Raw genomic sequence first — 18,442 nt, forward strand, 5'->3', positions numbered from 1 at the left:
TTCGAAGGGACTGATCATGAAACAGCTGCTGCTCGACTTCCTCTGGTCCCATCTGCGCACGCTCGGCGCGTTCCGCGAATCCGGCCAGACTCCGGAGGCCGCACGGGAGTCGGCAGGCCTCGCGCCGGGGTACGGCGCCTGGTTCGAGGAGTGCCTGCGCATCTTCGAGGGGGCCGGCTACATCGATCGGCGGGACGGCAGGATCCTGCTCGACGATGCCATGCGGTCTCGGCCGATCGAGCAGCTGTGGCGCGAGTGGGAGACGGGAAAGCCCGCGTGGCAGGAGAATCCCGACCTCGCGGCCACCCACCTACTGGTGGAGACCGCCCTGCGTGCCTTCCCCGACATTCTCAGCGGACGGCGACCGGCCACCGAGGTCATCTTCCCCGGGGGATCGCTGGAGCTGGTGCAGAACGCCTACACGACCAACCCGGCGTCAGCGTTCTTCAACCAGGTGCTGGCCGCCGACGTGGTGGCGCGGCTCCGACGGCGCGCACGGGTCCCGACGGCGGATGCCGCGCGGATCCTGGAGATCGGCGCCGGAACGGGGGCCACGAGCGCCGTCGTCCTGGAGGCGCTGCGGTCCGCGCGGCTGGACGTGCGCGAGTACTGCTACACCGACATATCAAGGGCCTTCCTGAACCACGCGGAGCGCTCGTTCGGTGCGGAAAACCCTTGGCTGACCTGCGGAATCCTGGACATCGAGCGCCCGGTGGCGGATCAGGGCCTCACCCTCGGCGGGTACGACGTCGTGGTCGCCGCCAACGTCCTGCATGCCACCCGGGACATCCGCCACACCCTGCGCAACGCCAAGGCGCTTCTCCAGCCCGGCGGACTGCTGGTCCTGAACGAGCTGACCGCGAACAACCTGCTCAGCCAGTTCTCGTTCGGCCTCCTCGACGGATGGTGGCGCTACGAGGACCCGCACCTGCGCATCCAGGGCAGCCCGCTGCTCTCCACGGCCAACTGGCGGCAGGTCCTGACGCAGGAGGGGTTCCGCGCGATCGCTCTGCCCGCGCAGGACGCCGAGGACCTGGGACAGCAGATCATCGTGGCCGAGAGCGACGGCGTCATACGGCAGGCGACGGCCGTACCGCGCCCGTCCGCGCCGCACGCGGCGCCGGTGCGCGAGAGTCCGGTGCGCGAGAGTCCGGCGCGGGCCGTGGCCGATCACAGCGCCGGGAGCGGGCCCGGAGACCGGCTGCGCGCCCACATCGAGGCAGTCGCGCTCGATGTGCTGGCAGAGGCGTTGGACATCCCGCGGACGAGGATCGGGCGGGACGAGCCCTTCTCGAACTACGGGCTCGATTCGATCTTCGCCGTGAACGTGGCCCGGACCCTCGGCGGGACGCTCGGCATCGACCTCGACATCACCGTGCTGTTCGAGCACGACACCCTGGCCGAGCTCGGCGGGTTCATCGTCTCCGCACACGCCGACGACCTGCCAGATGTGCTTCCGCCGGAGCCCGCGTCGCCGGACCGGGCGCCCGATCCCGTGCGGCCTCGACCTCGGCCTGAGCCCGACGAGTCCGCACGCGACGGCATGGCGATCGTCGGCATGGCCGCACGCTTCCCCGGGGCCGACGACATCGACGAGTTCTGGCGGATCGTCGAGCAGGGCAGACGGTGCGTCACCCCACCGCCGGAAAAGCGTGCGGACTGGGCGTACTACGGCGACGAGGCAGCCGCACTGCGGGGCGGATTCCTCGACGGGGTCCATGAATTCGATCCTCTCTTCTTCCGCATGTCGATGACCGAGGCGCGCCAGGTGACGCCGGAGCTGCGCCTGCTGCTGATGACGTCGTGGAACGCTATCGAGGACGCGGGCTACCGCCCGGCCGAACTGCGGAGCCGGCCCACAGGCGTGTTCGTCGCCACGACACAGAGCGAATACCGGCCCGCGGCCACGGACCTGATGAGCCTGCCGTCGCCCGCGATGGTGCCCAACCGGATCTCGTACCTGCTCGACCTCAACGGCCCCAGCGAGCAGTGCGACACGACGTGCTCGTCCTCGTTTGTGGCCCTGCACCGGGCGATCCGGTCCATCCGCGACGGCGAGTGCGAGCAGGCGCTCGTCGGCGGGGTGAACCTGGTGACGTCGCCTGCGGGCTTCGGCGGGATGCAGGCCGCGGGGATGCTCAGCCCGCGCGGCGACGTCCGGCCGTTTCAGCAGGGCGCCGACGGTACGGCGCGCAGCGAGGGCGTCGCCGCCGTACTGATCAAGCCACTGCGCAGGGCCGTGGAGGACGGGGACTACGTCCACTGCGTCGTGCGCGGCACGGGCGTGGCCCACGGCGGCAGGGGCGTGTCCTTCACGGCACCGAACATCAGGGGCATGAAGGCAGCCGTCGCGCACGCCTACGCCGACGCCGCGATGGATCCGGGCGCCGTGGACTACATCGAGACCCACGGCATGAGCTCGATGCTGGCGGACAGCGCCGAGCTGGCGGCGCTGTCCGCCGGACTCCGCGGCGAGGACGACAACGAAGACGTGACGTATCTGGGCAACGTGAAGCCCTGCATCGGCCACACGGAGGTGGTCTCCGGCCTGGCCGCGCTGGTGAAGACCGCGCAGGCGATGCGGCACGGCGTGATCCCGGCGCTGCCGGGCTTCGGGCGGCTGCACAGCGACCTCTCCCTCAAGGGGTCGCGGCTGCGCATCGCCGAGCGGAACCTGCCATGGCCCGAGCGCACCGACGACGCCGGCCGGCCGCTGCCGCGCCGCGCGGGCATGCACAGCTTCGGGATCGGCGGTGTGAACGCGCATGTGGTGCTGGAACAGCACATCGCCCCCGCGCAGCCGGACGACGACCCGGGTGCGCAGGTCCTCGCGCTCTCCGCGCGGAGCGTCGACGCTCTGCGCGAGCGGGCGCGCCGGCTGGTCCATCGGCTGGCCGAAGCGGATCCGCGCTCCTGGGCGGACATCGCGTACACGTTGCAGGTCGGCCGGGAAGCGATGAGCTGCCGACTGGCGTTCGTCGCGCAGAGCACCGACGAGGCCGCCCGCACGCTGAACGGTTGGCTCGACGGCGACCCGGACACGCTCGACCGCGTGGCGTTCGCCGACGGCGTCGAACCCGCCGCCGGCGCTGGGTACGACGGCAAGCCGACGCAGCTCGACCACGTGGCAGAACACTGGACCGCGGGCACGTCCATCGACTGGGACCTGATGCATCGCGGCGCTCGACGCAGGCGGATCCCACTGCCCGGGTACCCCTTCGCACGGCTGACGTGTTTCGCCGAGCAGGCGCCGCGGTCGGATCAGGGCTCACACACGGGCGTCGGCCCTCCGGACGGCGAAACCTTCGTCGCCGACCTCGTCGCCTCGGTGCTGGGCCTGCCGCGCCACGAGATCGACGGCACGAGGTCGCTCGCCGACTACGGTCTCAACTCCCTGCTCCTGGTCGCGATGCTGGGCCGGATCAGCAACGCGTTTCCGGGTTTCCAGCCGGAATGGTGGCAGCCGCATGACACGTTGAACGACGTGGTCGCGAGGCTGTCCGGGGCGGCGGCCCGCTCCACGCGCGGGCAGGTCCCGGAGCTGGTGCGCCTCAACGGCGCGACCGAGGGCAGGCCGGTCTTCTGGATCCACGGCGCCCTCGCCGGCGTCGAGTCCTACCGCACGATCGCCGAGCGGATCGACCGCCCCTTCTACGGCATCCAGGCCCGTGGCCTGCTGACCGAGGACGCGCCCATCGAGGGCGTCACGGCCATGGCCGAGTACTACACCGAGGTCATCCGCTCGGTGCAGCCCGAGGGGCCGTACGACGTCGGCGGATTCTGCCTCGGCGGCATCGTCGCCTATGAGGTGACCCGGCGGCTGCAGGCGCAGGGCCAGGACGTGACCTCGCTGACGATGGTGGACTCGCCGGACGAGACCGGCCTGGCGAAGTCGAACGCGAACGGGTTCCAGTCGGCGCGGAGCGCGGCTCTGCAGGTCGTCAATTCCATGCTCTGGCCGGCGGGGGAGAAGGACCCGGCGGTCCTGCGTGCCCGCCTCGTCCACCGGGACAAGGTCGTGGAGGACCTGGACGAGGACGCGTTCGTACAGCGGCTCGCGGAGTTGGCGGCCGAGCGCGGGCTCGCCATGAGACCCGCCCAGATCGCGCGGTTCGTCAGGCGCAACATGGCGATCCAGCTCGCCTACCGGCTCGGCGAGCACACCATCAGGCCTCTGCCGCGGCCGGAAGCCGTGGTGTGCACCTACTTCCGCAACCGGCGCGGGCTCTTCCTGGGCGAGGTCGCACCCTACTTCCAGGCCGCCGGCGAGACCTTCTCCCTCGACCACGTGAATTACCAGCAGGACTGGGGGCGCGAGATGCCGGGCCTTCGCCTGGTGGAGATCGACGCCGCGAACCACATGACGATCCTGAACGACGCGGAGCCGCTCGCCGCGATCGAGGAGACATGCCTGGCGCTCTACGCGTCCGACGAGATCGGGGCTTCCCGTGGCTGACCAGACCGCCGCCCGGACGTACGACCGCCACGAGCCGGTGGCGATCGTCGGCATCGGTTGCCGACTGCCGGCACTGGTCGAGGACCCGACCGCACTCTGGCAGGCTCTGCTCAAGGGTGTCGACGCGGTGCGCCAGGTGCCTGCCGACCGGTGGAACGCCACCGCATGGGCCGACGCGGAGGCGTCCGGCTGGGCGGCGAACCGCCGAGGCGGATTCCTCGACGACGTCACGGGATTCGACGCGGAGTACTTCGGCATCCCACCGGCCGAGGCGCGGCAGATGGACCCGCAGCAGCGAATCGCCCTGGAGGTGGCGTGCGCCGCGGTCGAGGACGCGCGGCGTTCCACAGCGAGTCTCGCGGGCACGCGCACCGGCGTCTTCATGGGCGCGATGTGGCAGGAGTACCCGCTGTTCACGCAGGGCGTCGCCGAGGCGATCCACGCCCACTCGGCCATCGGCTGGGACAACTCGGTGATCCCGTCCCGCATCGCCTACGCGCTGGGGCTGCGCGGCCCCGCGATGGGCGTGGCGACCGCGTCGAGCTCCTCCCTGGTCGCGGTGCACCTCGCCGTGCAGAGCCTGCGCTCCGGCGAGTCGGACTTCGCCCTCGCCGGCGGCGTCAACCTGATGCTGCATCCGAACACCTCGGTGGCCTTGACGAAACTCGGTACGCAGAGCCCTGCCGGCCTTTCCCGGGCCTTCGACGGCGACGGCGACGGCTACGCCCGGGGCGAGGGCTGCGCGGTAGTCGTGCTGCGCCGACTGTCCGACGCGCTCGCCGACGGCGACCGCGTCTATGCGCTGGTGCACGGCAGCGCCGTCAACAACGACGGCGCGACGGACGGACTGACCGCCCCCGGCCGCGAGGCGCAGACGGAGGTGCTGCGGTCGGCGTGGGAGAACGCCGGCGTCGCGCCGTGTGCCGTGTCGTACGTCGAGGCGCACGGCACGGGCACGCCCCTGGGCGACGTGACGGAGGCGGGCGCGCTCGGCACCGTCTTCGGGCCCGACCGAACCGCGCCGCTGCGCATCGGCTCGGCGAAGACGAACTTCGGCCACCTTGAGCCGGCGGCCGGAGTGCTCGGGCTCGTCAAGGTCGCGCTGGCGGTCCACCACGGCGTCATTCCGCCGAGCCTGCACTTCCGCACACCGAACCCGCGCATCGACTTCCCCGCCGAACGTCTGGAAGTGGTCACCGAGGCGGCCGCCTGGCCGGCCGGGCCGCGGTTCGCGGGGGTGAGCAGCTTCGGATACGGCGGCACCAACGCGCACATCGCCCTCGGCGAGGCGCCCGAGGGCGCGCCGGTACAGGCCACACCGGATGTGGGCGGTCCGGTCTGCCTGGCGGTGTCCGGCACGAGCCCGCACTCACTCGGGCGTAACGCCGCACGGCTGGCGAGCCACCTCGGGCAGTCGCCCGGGACGAGGCTGTCCGACGTCGCCTACTCGCTGGCGACGACCCGCACGCAACACCCCACGCGCGGCGTGGTGATCGCCGGAACGACGGACGAGGCGGTGGCCGGTCTGCGGGCGCTCGCCGCGCAGGACAGCCACGACGCGGTGGTGACGGGCGCGGCTGCCGGTCGCGGCCGCGTCGCGTTCGTCTTCCCCGGCCAGGGCGCCCAGTGGTGGGGGATGGGCCGGTCGCTGTGGGAGCAGAACGACGCGTTCCGCGAGGCCGTGACGGCCTGCGACGAGGCCCTCGCCCCGCACACCGGGTTCTCGGTCGCCGCAATCGTGCGCGGGCAGGACGGACTCGCGCCGCCCTTCACGCGGACGGACGTGGTGCAGCCGGCACTGTTCGCGATGTATGTCGGTCTCGCCGCGATGTGGCGCGCCTGGGGCGTCGAGCCCTCGGCGGTCGTCGGCCACAGTCAGGGTGAGGTCGCCGCGGCGGTCGTCAGCGGGGCGTTGAGCCTGGCGGACGGCGCTCGCATCGTCGCGTTGCGCGCCCGGGCCGTGCACGATCACGCGCCGGACGGGGCGATGGGACTCGTGGAGCGCCCGGTGGGCGAAGTCATCGAGGAGCTGGCGGACTTCGGCGAGGCGCTGTCCGTCGCGGTGGTGAACACCGCGCGATCGACCGTCGTGGCCGGAGACGCCGAGGCGGTGGACCGCTTCCTCGCGCGGATGGAGGCCACCGGCGCGTACTGCCAGCGCGTGGACGTGGACTACGCGTCGCACAGCCCGCACATGGATTCGCTGCTGCCCGCGCTGCGCGAGCAGCTGACGGGCCTCGCCCCCGCGGATGCGGGGATCGCCTTCTATTCGAGCGTGACGGGGGAGCGGGCAGCCGGTCCGGAGCTCGACGCGGACTACTGGTGCCGCAACCTCCGCGAGCCGGTGCGCTTCGATCGCGCGCTGGAACGCCTGCGAGCGGACGGGTTCGGGACCTTCGTCGAGGTGAGCCCGCATCCGGTGCTCCAGATAGCCCTGGCACAGGGAACCGAAGCCGACGGGGCGGCCGTCGTGGTGGGGAGCTTGCGCCGCGATCACGGCGGGATCGAACAAGCGCTGCGGGCGTTGGCAGAGCTGCACGTCCAAGGGGTCCCGATCCCATGGGAGCGGGTGTTCTCGGCGTCGGACACGCGCAGGGCGGACCTTCCGACGTACGCGTATCAGCACCGCAGCTACTGGCTGGACGAACACGACGACGCGATCCCGGTCGCCGGCAGTGCTTCGTGGCGCCAGGACGTGATGGCACTGCCCGAACCCGAGCGTCTGGGATCAATGGTCGCACTCGTCACGGAGGTGGCCGCGGCCTTGCTCGGCCGGCCCGCCGAAGGCGTGCGCCCCGACATGACGCTGCGTGAACAGGGTTTTGACTCCCTCATGGTGGTCGAGCTGCGAAACCGGCTCAGCGCACGGACACGGGTCCCGCTGCCCACAGTGCTCGCCTTCGACTACCCCACACCGCAAGCGATCGCGGCACTGCTGCTGACGCACGCCGGTGCGCAGGACGAGGCGCCGGAAGTCCCGCCCGCCGTCGCCGCAGTGCCCACGCGCCCCGACGATGACGACCCCGTCGTGATCGTGTCCATGGCCTGCCGGCTTCCGGACGCAATCGACACGCCCGAAGCGTTCTGGGAACTGCTCGTCGACGGCCGCGAAGCCTCCTCCCCGTTCCCGGAGCGCTGGGACGGGTGGGATCTCAGCACGATCGAGGAGGCGGAGCGCGCCGCCACCGGCAGGCGCTTCGAGCGCAAGGGCGGCTTCGTACGCGACGTCGAGGACTTCGACGCGGCGTTCTTCGGGCTCAGCCCGCGTGAGGCGCTGTCCCTGGACCCGCAGCAGCGGCTCGTTCTGGAAGTCGTATGGGAGGCACTTGAGCGCGCCAATGTGCGCACCGCGTCCCTCGAAGGCAGCAACACAGGCGTCTACCTCGGCGCGATGGGTTCGGACTACGACGTCGCTCGGCGCTGGGACGTCGGGAGCAGCGACGGCTACAAGATCACCGGCAACGGGTCGAGCCTGATCTCCGGGCGTGTGGCCTACACCCTGGGCCTGTCCGGTCCTGCGCTCACCATCGACACCGCGTGCAGCTCGTCGCTCGTGGCCTTGCGCCTGGCGTGCGAGGCGCTGCGCAGCGGCGAATGCGACCTGGCGCTCGCCGGCGGAGTGACCGTGATGAGCACCCCGCAGATCTTCGTCGAATTCAGCCGCCTCAATGGGCTCGCGGCCGACGGCCGCTGCAAGAGCTTCGCCGAAGACGCCGACGGGACGAGCTGGGCGGAAGGCTGTGGCGTCCTGGTGCTCAAGCGGCTTTCGGACGCGAGGCGCGACGGTGACCGTGTGCTGGCCGTCGTGCGGGGCACCGCCATGAACCAGGACGGCCGCAGCCAGGGGCTCACCGCGCCGAACGGACTCGCGCAGCAGCGCGTGCTGCGCAGTGCCTTGGCCGACGGTGGACTGGACCCGGCCGACATCGACGCCGTCGAAGCGCACGCCACGGGCACCGTGCTCGGCGATCCCATCGAGGCCGGAGCCCTCGCCGCGGTGTTCTCGGGCCGGGTGCGACCCTTGCACCTGGGATCGGCCAAGTCCAACATCGGCCACGCTCAGGCGGCCTCCGGCGTCATCGGAGTCATCAAGATGGTGATGGCGCTTCAGCACGAGTGGCTGCCGCGCACGCTCCACGCGGAAAGGCCGAACACCCGGATCGACTGGACCGGCGGCGAACTGGAGCTCCTGCGGCAGCCGAGGCGGTGGCCGCGGACACGGCGGGTGCGTCGCGCCGGCATCAGCTCATTCGGTATCAGCGGGACGAACACGCACGTCATCATCGAAGAAGCACCGGAGACCGTCGCCGAGGACCGGCCCGGCGACGATCTCGTCCGCCCGTTGGTGATCTCAGGCACCGACGCGGCCGCCCTGCGTGCGCAGGCCCGGCACTGGGCCGAGTGGCTCGACGCGCGGCCCGCCGCGTCGATGCGGGACATCGCCTACACCTCCGCCGTCGGCCGTACGCACTTCGACGCGCGCGCCGTGGTCTTCGCGGGCAACGCCATGGACGCCGCCGCAGCCCTGCGGGCGGTCGAGCCCGGCTCCGGCACGGCGCCCGGGGAGATCGCCTTCGTGTTCGGTGGCCAGGACGCGCAGCCGCCAAGGGCGAACAGTCAACTGCTGGAGCAGAGCGCGGTGTTCCGCGACACCGTGGCGGAGTGCGACGCGGTCCTCTCGCCGTTGACCGGCTGGTCCGTGCTGAAGGTGCTGCGCGGTGAGGAGGTCCGGAACAGTCCGGATGCGGTGCCGTGCACGCTGTTCGCGACACACCTCGGACGTGCGGCGCTGTGGCGCAGCTGGGGTGTGGAGCCGGCGGCGGTGGTGGGCGACGCGCAGGGCGAGGTCGCCGCCGCCGTGGTGAGCGGGGCGTTGAGCTTGGAGGACGGCGCCCGCGTCATCGCCCTCCGGGCTCGCGCGCGCTCGGGGGACGCGGTCGGCGGTGCGATTTCAGGGATCGTCCCCGCCCGGACTTCCATCCCCTTCCGTTCGCGCCTGACGGGCGAGGTCGTGCCGGGCCCGGAACTCGGCGGCGACTACTGGGTCCGCGACCTGCCGAAGCCGGAGCCCATGGGGCTCGACCGCGCGCTGGAGCGGCTGCGCGGCGAGGGCTTCGGGGCGTTCATCGAGGCCGGCCCATCCTCCGAAGGTGCCTCGGGCGGCCTGGACCAGCTCTGGCGAGCGGCCGCCACGTTGTTCGAGCGGGGTTTCCCTCTGGACTGGGAGCGAGTCCTCGGGTCCCGTGGCGCCGGCAAGGTCGACGTTCCGACGTACGCGTTCCAACGCCAACGCTTCTGGCTCGGCGAGCTTCCGGCCGGGCCCGGTGCGGTGACGGCAGGTCAGTCTGCGGACGGCCACCCGTGGTTCGACGCGATCACGACTCTCGCCGGCAGCGGCGGTCACCTGTTCACCGGCCGGCTGTCGCTCGACGATGGCCCGTGGCTGGCCGATCACGTCGTCGGCGGGCAGGTCTACGTGCCGGGTGCGGGCTTGGCCGACGCTGCGCTGTTCGCCGCCCGGACCGCGGGTGCCGACGCCGTGGCGGACCTGACGCTGCTGGAGCCGGTCGTCCTCCTCCCCGGCCGCGCGCTGCGGATCCAGGCCACCGTCGGCGATCCGGACGCGCACGGACGACGCCCCTTCGCGTTCCACAGCCAACCCGAGGACACGGATGACCCGCTGATCTGGCAGCAGCACGTGACCGGAGAGTGCGTGACCCCCGCGTGCGGCGGCGCCACGAAGCCACCGGACCTCGACCACTGGCCGGTGACCGATGCCCGGGCGCTCGACATCGAAGCCTTCTACGGACGCGCCCTCGCGAACGGGCTCGACTACGGCCCGGCTTTCCGAGGACTGCGCGAACTCGCCTGCCGCGACGGCGTCTACTACGCGCGGGTATCCCTCCCGGACGCGCTGGATCCGGCCGACCACGGACTGCATCCGTCGCTGTTCGACGCTGCACTGCAAGTCGTCGTCGCCGGTCTGATGGAGGCGGGTGCGGCTCCTGGGCCGCTCGTCCCGTTCATCTGGTCGGACGTCGAGCTGTTCCGTGCCGCAGGCAGAGAACTGACCGTGCGCGTGTCGTTCGAATCCGGTGGAGACGTGGACCTCGCGCCGGCCACCGTATGGCTGGCCGACCCGGCAGGCCACCTGGTGGCCCGGATCGGCAGGCTGAAGTTCCAGCGCGGCAGGCGTCGCGGACACCCGTTCGCCGAGCACCTCTACCGCGTCGGCTTCGAACGCGTACACCCCGTGGCCGAAATCCCCGACCCTGCGGGCACCCTGGTGGTCGGCGACGCAGAGGTGGGCGCGGGGCTCGGCGCCGACGCCGTACCCGACCTGGACGCCCTCGTGAATCGGCTCGACGGCCGCGCGGATACGCCTCGGCGGCTGCTGTTCGCGCTGCCTGACCGCGTGTCCGCTCAGCGGCACGATCCGGAGCGGAGCGCCGCCGAAGCGCTGCGGACGCTTCAGGTGTGCCTCGGTGACGCCCGGCTCCAGAGCGCGGAGCTCGTCTGGATCACCCGTGACGCGGTGTCATCGAGCCCAGACGATCAGGTGGGAAACTGGGCCCAGGCCGCGGTGTGGGGCATGGTGCGTACGGCCCGCACGGAACAACCTGAGCGCGTCCTGCGCCTGATCGACCTCGATCCCGGCACCCCGGACTTCCGGCTCCTGGCGCGTGTGATCGGGACCGGCGGCGAGCCGGAGTGCGTGCTGCGCGGTGAGACCGCCCACGTGCCACGGGCAAGGCCGACCGTCGAGGAGGTCGACGCGCTCGTCCTGCCGGACGAAGGCGGCTGGCACCTGCATCAGCGGGAAGACGATCGGCTGGACGTCATCGCCGCCACGCACGACGAGGGGCCGCCGGAGCCGGTCGAGCCGTGGGAGGTCCGCGTCGAGGTGCGCGCCGCCGGGATGAGCCCGGGGGACGCGAAGGTCCTGGAGTTCGCGGGGACCGCCATGGAGGTCGGCAGCGGCGTCACCTCCGTACACGCGGGTGACCGGGTCATGGGCAGTGCGGCAGGCGCGCTCGGCCATCAGATCCGTGTGGACGGTGCCGCCCTCAGGCCGATGCCCGCGAACCTCGCCTTCGCACAGGCGGCCGCTGATCCGTCCGCCCCCGATTCGCGGCAGGACAAGGGGGCGTTCACCGCCTTCGACGTACGCGACGCGCCGTACGCCCTGCGCCACGCGCGGCGGAACGCCGCTCACAGGACCGTGCTTGCCTTGCCACGCGCCCTCGACCCGGAGGGCACGGTGCTGATCACCGGCGGTCTGGGCGAGCTCGGCAGCGCGCTCGCCGCGCACCTGGTCCGGGCGCACGGAGCGCGGCGGCTCGTGCTGCTGTCGCGGCGCGGTGGCAACGCCCCCGAAGCCGGCTCGTTCGTGCGGGAGCTCGAAGCCGCGGGCGCCGAGCGAGTGGACCTGGTCGCGGGCGACGTCGCGGACCGGGCCGCAGTGGCCGCGGTTCTGGAAGGGGTCCACCCGAGCCATCCCCTCACGGCCGTGTTCCACCTCGCCGGCGTGCTCGACGACGGCCTGGTGGAGGGCTTCACCGCGGAGCGGTTGCACCGGGTGATGGCACCCAAGGTCCAGGGCGCGCGCCTGCTGGACGAGCTGACCGAGCGGCTGGACCTGGCCGCGTTCGTACTCTTCTCCTCGGCGGCCGGAACGCTGGGCACCGCAGGACAGAGCGGGTACGCCGCGGCGAACGCGACGCTGGACGCCCTGGCGGCCAACCGGCGCAAGCGGGGTCTGGCAGGACTCAGCCTCGCTTTCGGGCTCTGGGAGCAGGCCGGAGTGGGCATGACCGCCCACCTCGGCAAGGCCGAGCTGGGACGCCTGCGGCGTCAGGGGATCGGTGCCCTGACCTTGGCAGAGGGGCTGAACGCCCTGGATATCGCGCTTGCGCGGCCCGAGACCCAGCTGATGCCCGTGCGCCTGGAACTGGCATCGTTGCGACACGCGCTCGGCGACGCGGAAGCGCCTCCCTTGCTGCGTGACATGGTGCAGCGCACGACTGGAGGGCGCCAAGCCGGAGTTTCCGGGACCGCGTCGTCGCTCGATACGCGGATGGCGGACGCCTCCGAAGCCGAACGTCCGGCTCTGCTGCTGGACCTCGTCCGCGGCGAAGTCGCCGACGTGCTCGGCCTGCCCGGACCCGACAGCGTGCCGGCCGACAGAGCACTGCGTTCCCTCGGGATCGACTCGCTCACCATGGTCCAGTTGCGCAAGCGCCTCGCCAAGCGTCTGAACACCACGCTGCCCGCCACACTGGTGTTCGACTACCCGACCGCCGAGGCCATCGCCGGCCACCTGCTCCGCGACGCCACCACCCTGAGAGGGAACGAGAAGTGAAGACAGAGGCCCTGTTCATCGCGGGTACCGCGACCTGCCTGCCCCCGGCGACCAAGGTCGAACAGGCGGTCGCCGACGGCCGGTTCGACGCCCAGGACGCCGAGGACACGCAGCTCCAGTCGGTCTGCGAGGCCACGGACGAAGCCCCGCCCGAGATGGCAGTGGCGGCTGCCAGAGAGGCCCTGGAAAGGTCGGGTCACCGGGCCGAGGACATCGCGCTGCTGCTGCACGCCTGCGTGTACTTCCAAGGCCTTGAGCTCTACCCGACGGCTTCCTACATCCACCGCGAAGTACTCGGGGACCATTCGGCGCTCGCCTTCGAGGTCAAGAATGCTTCCAACGGCTGCATGACCGCGTTGGACATCGCGGCACGCTCCCTCAAGGCCACCGACGACGTGGCGGCGCTGGTGACCACCGCCGACAAGGTCGGTCCGCCCGCGATCGACCGCTGGAACAGCGACATCGGCATCGTTCCCGGCGACGGCGCGTCGGCGATGGTTCTCAGCAAGAGGTCCGGGTTCGCACAGGTGCTGAGCACTTCCACCGTGTCGGATCCCACCCTTGAGCGCCTGCATCGCGGCGACGCGCCCTTCACGCCTCACCACGACCCCACGCTCCCCATCGACCTGCGTCTGCGCAAACTGCAGTACCTGGGAGACGTGGAGCTCGACGAGTTCACCCGCCGGTTCCGGGCCGGCCTCAGCGACTGCGTCAATCGAGCCCTGCACCACGCGGACGTGCGTCTGGGGGACGTCGCCCGGTTCGTCGTACCGCACTTCGGACGCATCGTGCTGCAACGCGAGGTCCTCGCCGCACTCGATATCGACCTCGATCTCACGACCTGGTCCTGGGGCCGCACCGTCGGCCACCTCGGCGCGGGCGACCAGATCGCCGGACTCGACCACCTCGTGCGGGAGCGTGCCGTGGACGTCGGCGACCTCTGCATGCTGCTCGGCGTCGGCGCCGGCTTCACCTGGACGTGCGCCGTGGTCCGGATCGTCGAGCTTCCCGATTGGCCGGCGCCGTCGGCCGGATCCGGCCTCGGAGGCGGGCGGATCTGATGCGCTGCTACGTGTTCCCGGGACAGGGCACCCAGAAGAAGGGGATGGGGCGGAGCCTTTTCGGAAGGTTCCCCGACCTCCGCCGCCGCGCCGACCGGGTGCTCGGCTACCCGGTCGAAGAGCTCTGTCGGGAGAACCCGGAACGACGGCTGTCCGATACGGCGTACGCGCAGCCCGCGATCTACGTCGTCAACGCGCTGCACTGGTCGGCGGCGCAGGAGGACCTGCCGCCCGCGGACTTCTTCGCGGGACACAGCCTCGGTGAGTACAGCGCCCTGTTCGCGGCCGGCGCCTTCGACTTCGAAACCGGCCTGACGCTGGTGCGACGCCGTGCGGAGCTGATGAGCCAGGTCAGCGGCGGTGCGATGGCAGCGGTCGTCGGTCTCTCCGAGCAGAGCGTCGAGGAGACCCTGAGGCAGCACGGTGCCACCGGCGTCGTCATCGCCAACTACAACGCGCCCGAACAGTTCGTGCTGTCCGGCAGCCGCGAGGAACTGGCACGGATCAAACCGGTCTTCGAGAAGGTGGAGGGTGTCCGGGGCTTCGTCCCGGTCCGCGTCAGCGGACCCTTCCACGCACCGGCGATGGCCCCGGCCGCCGACCACTTCCGCTCCCTGCTGGCCTCGGTCGAGGTGGGCGACCTGCGGACACCGGTCATCTCCAACGTGACCGGCCGGCCGTTCGGCCCCGACGCGCGGGAGGTCCGCGAACTGCTCGCCGAGCAGATCGCCAAGCCCGTCCGCTGGACCGACTCCATCCGGTATCTGCGGGACGCGGGCGTGTCGGTCTTCACGGAACTGGGCGAATCGAAGGTGCTCACCTCGCTCATCGACCGGATCACCACCGTGCAAGAGCCCGAGCCCGACCCACGCCGAGACCTGATCGAGCGCATCAAGCGCGAGGTGCTCCGGCCGGAGATCGGCGAGGAGGCACTCGGCTTCGACGAGGACGCGTCGTTCCGGCAGCTCGGCCTGAACTCCATTATCTACGTGCGCCTGGCCCGCCGGGTCGGGACGGTCCTCGGCGTTCCGATCAAGCCGGACGTCATCTTCCAGCACCGTTCCTGCGCAGCCCTGGCGGACTACCTCCTGACCCGCGACGACATCGCCCGAGCCGCGGCGCCCGAGGCCCCGCCCGAGCCCTTGCGTGAATACCAGGACGAACGGGTGACGGCCCTGCTGCGCGACTGCGCGGACGGGACCCTCAGCGTGGACCGGACCATCGAGGCGATCCGCGCCCTCGCGTGACGAGCGCCGAACGCGCCACCACTTCGTCCGGCGTTCGCTTCGGCATCGGCATGAGCCAGGTCGTTCACTGCGTTCTCGGTCGGCCGGAGTCATTCCGGCCCGCCTGATGCCCAATAAGAATCACGGTCACAGCGTGCGACGAGAACGTCCGGCCGGTGACAGAAGATCGTTATGACGCCTTGCCGTAAGCCTGCTCGCTCTCCCGGTAGCGCTCCACCAGAAGCGGATCCATCAGAGTGGAATCAGGTCCGTAGAACTTGCCGAACTTCTCCCGGTATTTCTCGAACCAGTGCGGCCGTTCGGACAGGAAGAAGACATCGTGCAGGGCGATGGCGCGGATCGCGAGGACCGGCACCGGTGCCCGGCTCACCGCGAAGCGGGGGTTGCGCGCCGCCGTCACATCGCAGTTCTCGTGGAACTGACCGATCATGAGTCCCTGCGCCACGAAGTCGTCCTTCACGTGTGCCTGGGCCAGGTCGAGCAGTACGGTGTCTTCGCTGCGGAGGTCGGGGAGGACGATCACCATGGCCTGGAGCATGGGATTCCGGCCCTGCCAGGTCGTCAGCTCGTACTCTCGCAGACTGCCGCGTGCGATCTCCTCGACCAGTTCGAGGCTCGGCGCGTGCCCGACCAGCCGTAGACGGACCTCCAACGTCCGGTTCCTGCGGGAAGGTGCCACGAACGGACAGATCGGCCCCGTGCGGCCGATCTCCGGATGGCTCGCCGATATGTACTCCGTCAGCCACGAGTCGACCGACTCCAGCGCGGACTCGAAGTCGACGACGGATGCCTTGGGCGTCATGACGTACCCGTCAGGTCGACGACGCGATCGATGGCGATACGGGCGAGCCGATGGATCTCGGACGCCTCCGGAATGCGGGTGTTGATGAAGCTGAGGATGCCGTCCGTCGGCACGATCACCCACGCGGTCTCGATACGGAAGTGGTCGACGGTGGACAGCCAGCGGACCAGGAAGCCGCCGTCCCCCAGCTCGATCGGCTCCACACCCACTTTCGTGATGTCGAGCTGCACGCCGTCGTTCAGCCCCATCCGGTAGTGCGTGCAGTCGCGCACCGCGTCGAAGAGTTCCTGGTACACCTGTCGGCAGGCTCCGTTGCCGAACTGCGCGACGTGATGGAAGACCACCGAACCCACGATGTTCGTGAACAGTGCGGAGGCGTGATGTGTCGTCTCGGGGTGGGTGCCATGCGTGAGCATGTTCGTCAGGTCGACGATGGTCCGCCCCGAGGCGTCGCCGGAGACGAAGACGGGGTCGTAAGCGGCGCTCGGCTCCTCGCCGTAGAACGACTCCTCCAGATCGTCTTCGCCCAGCAGCAGTTGTGAGAATGCGGCGTCGTCCATCACGTTCTCCTATCGGCGTACGAGGCTCAGCGGGCGCATGTCGGTCCAGTGCTCCTCGACGTAGGCGAGGCAGGTCGGGCGGTCGGTCTCGGCGAGCACGACGGTCCAGCCCGCGGGCACCTCGGCGAACGCAGGCCACAGCGAGTGCTGGCCCTCGTCGTTGACGAGGACGTGGAAGGTGCCGTCGGGGCTCTCGAAGGGGTTGCTCATCATTGCTCCCTGGGTAAACGGTCGAGGCGGGCGGACGGGTTCGTCACTTCTCTTCCAGAAGCGTCATCACGTACTTGTGGATGCCGTTGATGGAGGTGAACAGCGCCATGTCCTCGAACTGCGGGTCGATGACCACACCGTGCCGCTCCTCCAGTCCGTGCTGGAGGACGACCAGCGTGAACGAGTCGATGGCCAGCTCGGCATCGTCCGGTAGTTCCTCGGGCGGTCCAAGTCCCGCGCTCTCGGACAGAATCGTTCTGATGTCGTTCTTCGAGATCACTGGTCCCCCTGTGTCTGCGATGACAATTCCGACGTGATGTGCTCGTGCATCAGCGCACGGTCGCGGACCAGCTTTCCCATGGAGTTCCTCGGCAGCCGGTTCGCGACGAAGAACCGCTTGGGATTCTTCGCCGGGCTCAGCCGCTCACGGCACCAGGCGACGAGTTCGTCCGAGGCGAGTGCCTGGTCGGTCCCCACGAACGCCTCGATGACCTCCCCGTGGGTCACCACCGTCTCGGTCACCCGAGGGTGATCCAGCAGGACGGTCTCCACCTCCGCGAGGTCGACCTTGAGCCCGCCCACGACGGCCAGGGAGTCGGCCCGGCCGAGCATGGTGAGAACCCCGGTCGCCGGGTCCTGGCGTACCCGGTCGTAGGTCCGCAGCCAACCGTCCGCGAAACGGTCGGTGTGCTCGCCGTACAGATACGGAGACTGCTTCATCCGGACGAAGAGCTCCTCGTCGACCACCTTCACCTCGGCCCCCGGCACTGGGGGCCCCAGCTGAGGAGGCACGGACGCACCGGACAGGTCGCCCGCGATCAGCCCGAACTCGGTCACACCGTAGACCGGACTGATCGGCAGGCCGAAGTGTGTGCGGAACCGGTCATGGGTTTCCTGCGGCACCCGTTCACCGCCGGACACCGCGAGCCGCAGCGCGGGAAGCTCCGGCCGGCTCTCGACCCGGGACAGCAGGTCGTAGTGAACGGGGGTTCCGTAGACGGCGGACGTCTCGGTTCGCGCCATCATGCGCACCACTTCGGTGGGCCGGAGCGTCGGTGGGACGATCAGGGCAGCCCCGGCCGCGAGAGCATGCAGCACACCGCTGACCAGGCCCATGTTGTGCATGACCGAGTTCAGCAGCATCACCCGCTCCCCCCTGCCGGGGATTCCGGGCACGGCACTGTGCCGGTCGATCTCGGCCAGTACGGAGTCGGCCGGCCGGCCGATCACCTTGGGCCGGCCCGTCGAGCCCGAGCTGAACTGCACCAGACGGACGCCGTCGACGGCCGGCCGGCCGTTCGGCAGTCGTTGGACGGAGAAACCCGACTCCTGCCGGAACCCGGCCACCGGACCGCCGGCCCCGGTCGCGACGACGAGGTACTGCGGACGCACCAGGTCGCTCAGCGGCTCGTATTCGGCCGGCTTCAGCCTGAAGTCGACCAGAACCACCTGTGCGCCCCGGCTCCACAAGGCCAACAGCACGTGCAGATAGGTGAAACTCGGTTTCATCCGCAGAAGAACCGAGCTGCCTTCGGTAATGCCCTGCTCCCGAAAGCGCTCACCGAGATCAGTGACCGCCGTGCGCAACTGCCCCCGGGTTACCGGAGCGCTGGAGACGGCCCACAGCTCGTCATCCGCGCCCCGGCTCAGCAGATGGCTTCCCCACCATGTGTTTGCCATGCACGCTTCCTTTTGCAAAAGGAGGTCAGCGAAACGTTCGATCCGGCATTTAGCGAGGGTGAAA

Annotated in this window: 9 protein-coding genes; 4 read left to right on the plus strand and 5 right to left on the minus strand. The window is 70.5% G+C overall.

The features are described from left to right. Window positions 1-16: 16 nt before the first annotated feature. From ACZ5WC_RS23860 to fabD, 4 genes are read left to right on the plus strand one after another with little or no spacing between them, the layout of a single operon-like run. Window positions 17-4,456 (plus strand): beta-ketoacyl synthase N-terminal-like domain-containing protein, encoded by a 4,440-nt coding sequence (locus ACZ5WC_RS23860; RefSeq protein ID WP_468542694.1) that lies wholly within the window; start codon window positions 17-19, stop codon window positions 4,454-4,456. Next, entirely contained in the window at window positions 4,449-12,818 is an 8,370-nt protein-coding gene (locus ACZ5WC_RS23865; RefSeq protein ID WP_468542695.1) for a type I polyketide synthase, read from the plus strand. Before ACZ5WC_RS23860 ends, ACZ5WC_RS23865 begins: the two co-directional genes overlap by 8 nt. Continuing rightward, window positions 12,815-13,879, plus strand: a complete 1,065-nt coding sequence (locus ACZ5WC_RS23870; RefSeq protein ID WP_468542696.1) for a ketoacyl-ACP synthase III family protein — start codon at window positions 12,815-12,817, stop codon at window positions 13,877-13,879. The genes ACZ5WC_RS23865 and ACZ5WC_RS23870 overlap by 4 nt, the downstream gene beginning before the upstream one ends. Continuing rightward, window positions 13,879-15,126: an ACP S-malonyltransferase gene (fabD, locus tag ACZ5WC_RS23875; RefSeq protein ID WP_468542697.1), complete on the plus strand. Its 1,248-nt coding sequence runs from the start codon at window positions 13,879-13,881 to the stop codon at window positions 15,124-15,126. The genes ACZ5WC_RS23870 and fabD overlap by 1 nt, the downstream gene beginning before the upstream one ends. A gap of 169 nt (window positions 15,127-15,295) precedes the next feature. Here the strand turns inward: fabD and ACZ5WC_RS23880 are convergent, their stop codons facing one another. The 5 genes from ACZ5WC_RS23880 to ACZ5WC_RS23900 are packed head-to-tail and all read right to left on the minus strand — an operon-like array spanning window position 15,296 to window position 18,378. After that, window positions 15,296-15,928 (minus strand): DUF6875 domain-containing protein, encoded by a 633-nt coding sequence (locus tag ACZ5WC_RS23880; RefSeq protein ID WP_468542698.1) that lies wholly within the window; start codon window positions 15,926-15,928, stop codon window positions 15,296-15,298. After that, window positions 15,925-16,488 carry a hypothetical protein gene (locus tag ACZ5WC_RS23885; RefSeq protein ID WP_468542699.1) on the minus strand — a complete coding sequence of 188 codons (564 nt, stop codon included), beginning with the start codon at window positions 16,486-16,488 and terminating at the stop codon, window positions 15,925-15,927. Before ACZ5WC_RS23885 ends, ACZ5WC_RS23880 begins: the two co-directional genes overlap by 4 nt. Before the next feature lie 9 nt (window positions 16,489-16,497). Further along, window positions 16,498-16,698, minus strand: coding sequence for an MbtH family protein (locus ACZ5WC_RS23890; RefSeq protein ID WP_306454798.1), 201 nt, complete (start codon window positions 16,696-16,698; stop codon window positions 16,498-16,500). Between the two features lie 43 nt (window positions 16,699-16,741). Continuing rightward, a complete protein-coding gene (locus tag ACZ5WC_RS23895) occupies window positions 16,742-16,978 on the minus strand; it encodes an acyl carrier protein (protein WP_468542700.1) in 237 nt (78 codons plus the stop codon). Beyond that, window positions 16,975-18,378 carry a class I adenylate-forming enzyme family protein gene (locus tag ACZ5WC_RS23900; protein WP_468542701.1) on the minus strand — a complete coding sequence of 468 codons (1,404 nt, stop codon included), beginning with the start codon at window positions 18,376-18,378 and terminating at the stop codon, window positions 16,975-16,977. The genes ACZ5WC_RS23895 and ACZ5WC_RS23900 overlap by 4 nt, the downstream gene beginning before the upstream one ends. Window positions 18,379-18,442: the final 64 nt, after the last annotated feature.

The sequence above is a fragment of the Streptomyces sp. NPDC033165 genome (genome assembly GCF_055577965.1).

Bases quoted from the DNA above. Each gene is read 5' to 3' on its own strand.
- ACZ5WC_RS23860 (WP_468542694.1), top strand. From the start codon at position 17: ATGAAACAGCTGCTGCTCGACTTCCTCTGGTCCCATCTGCGCACGCTC.
- fabD (WP_468542697.1), top strand. From the start codon at position 13,879: ATGCGCTGCTACGTGTTCCCGGGACAGGGCACCCAGAAGAAGGGGATG.
- ACZ5WC_RS23880 (WP_468542698.1), bottom strand. From the start codon at position 15,928: ATGACGCCCAAGGCATCCGTCGTCGACTTCGAGTCCGCGCTGGAGTCG.
- ACZ5WC_RS23885 (WP_468542699.1), bottom strand. From the start codon at position 16,488: ATGGACGACGCCGCATTCTCACAACTGCTGCTGGGCGAAGACGATCTG.
- ACZ5WC_RS23890 (WP_306454798.1), bottom strand. From the start codon at position 16,698: ATGAGCAACCCCTTCGAGAGCCCCGACGGCACCTTCCACGTCCTCGTC.
- ACZ5WC_RS23900 (WP_468542701.1), bottom strand. From the start codon at position 18,378: ATGGCAAACACATGGTGGGGAAGCCATCTGCTGAGCCGGGGCGCGGAT.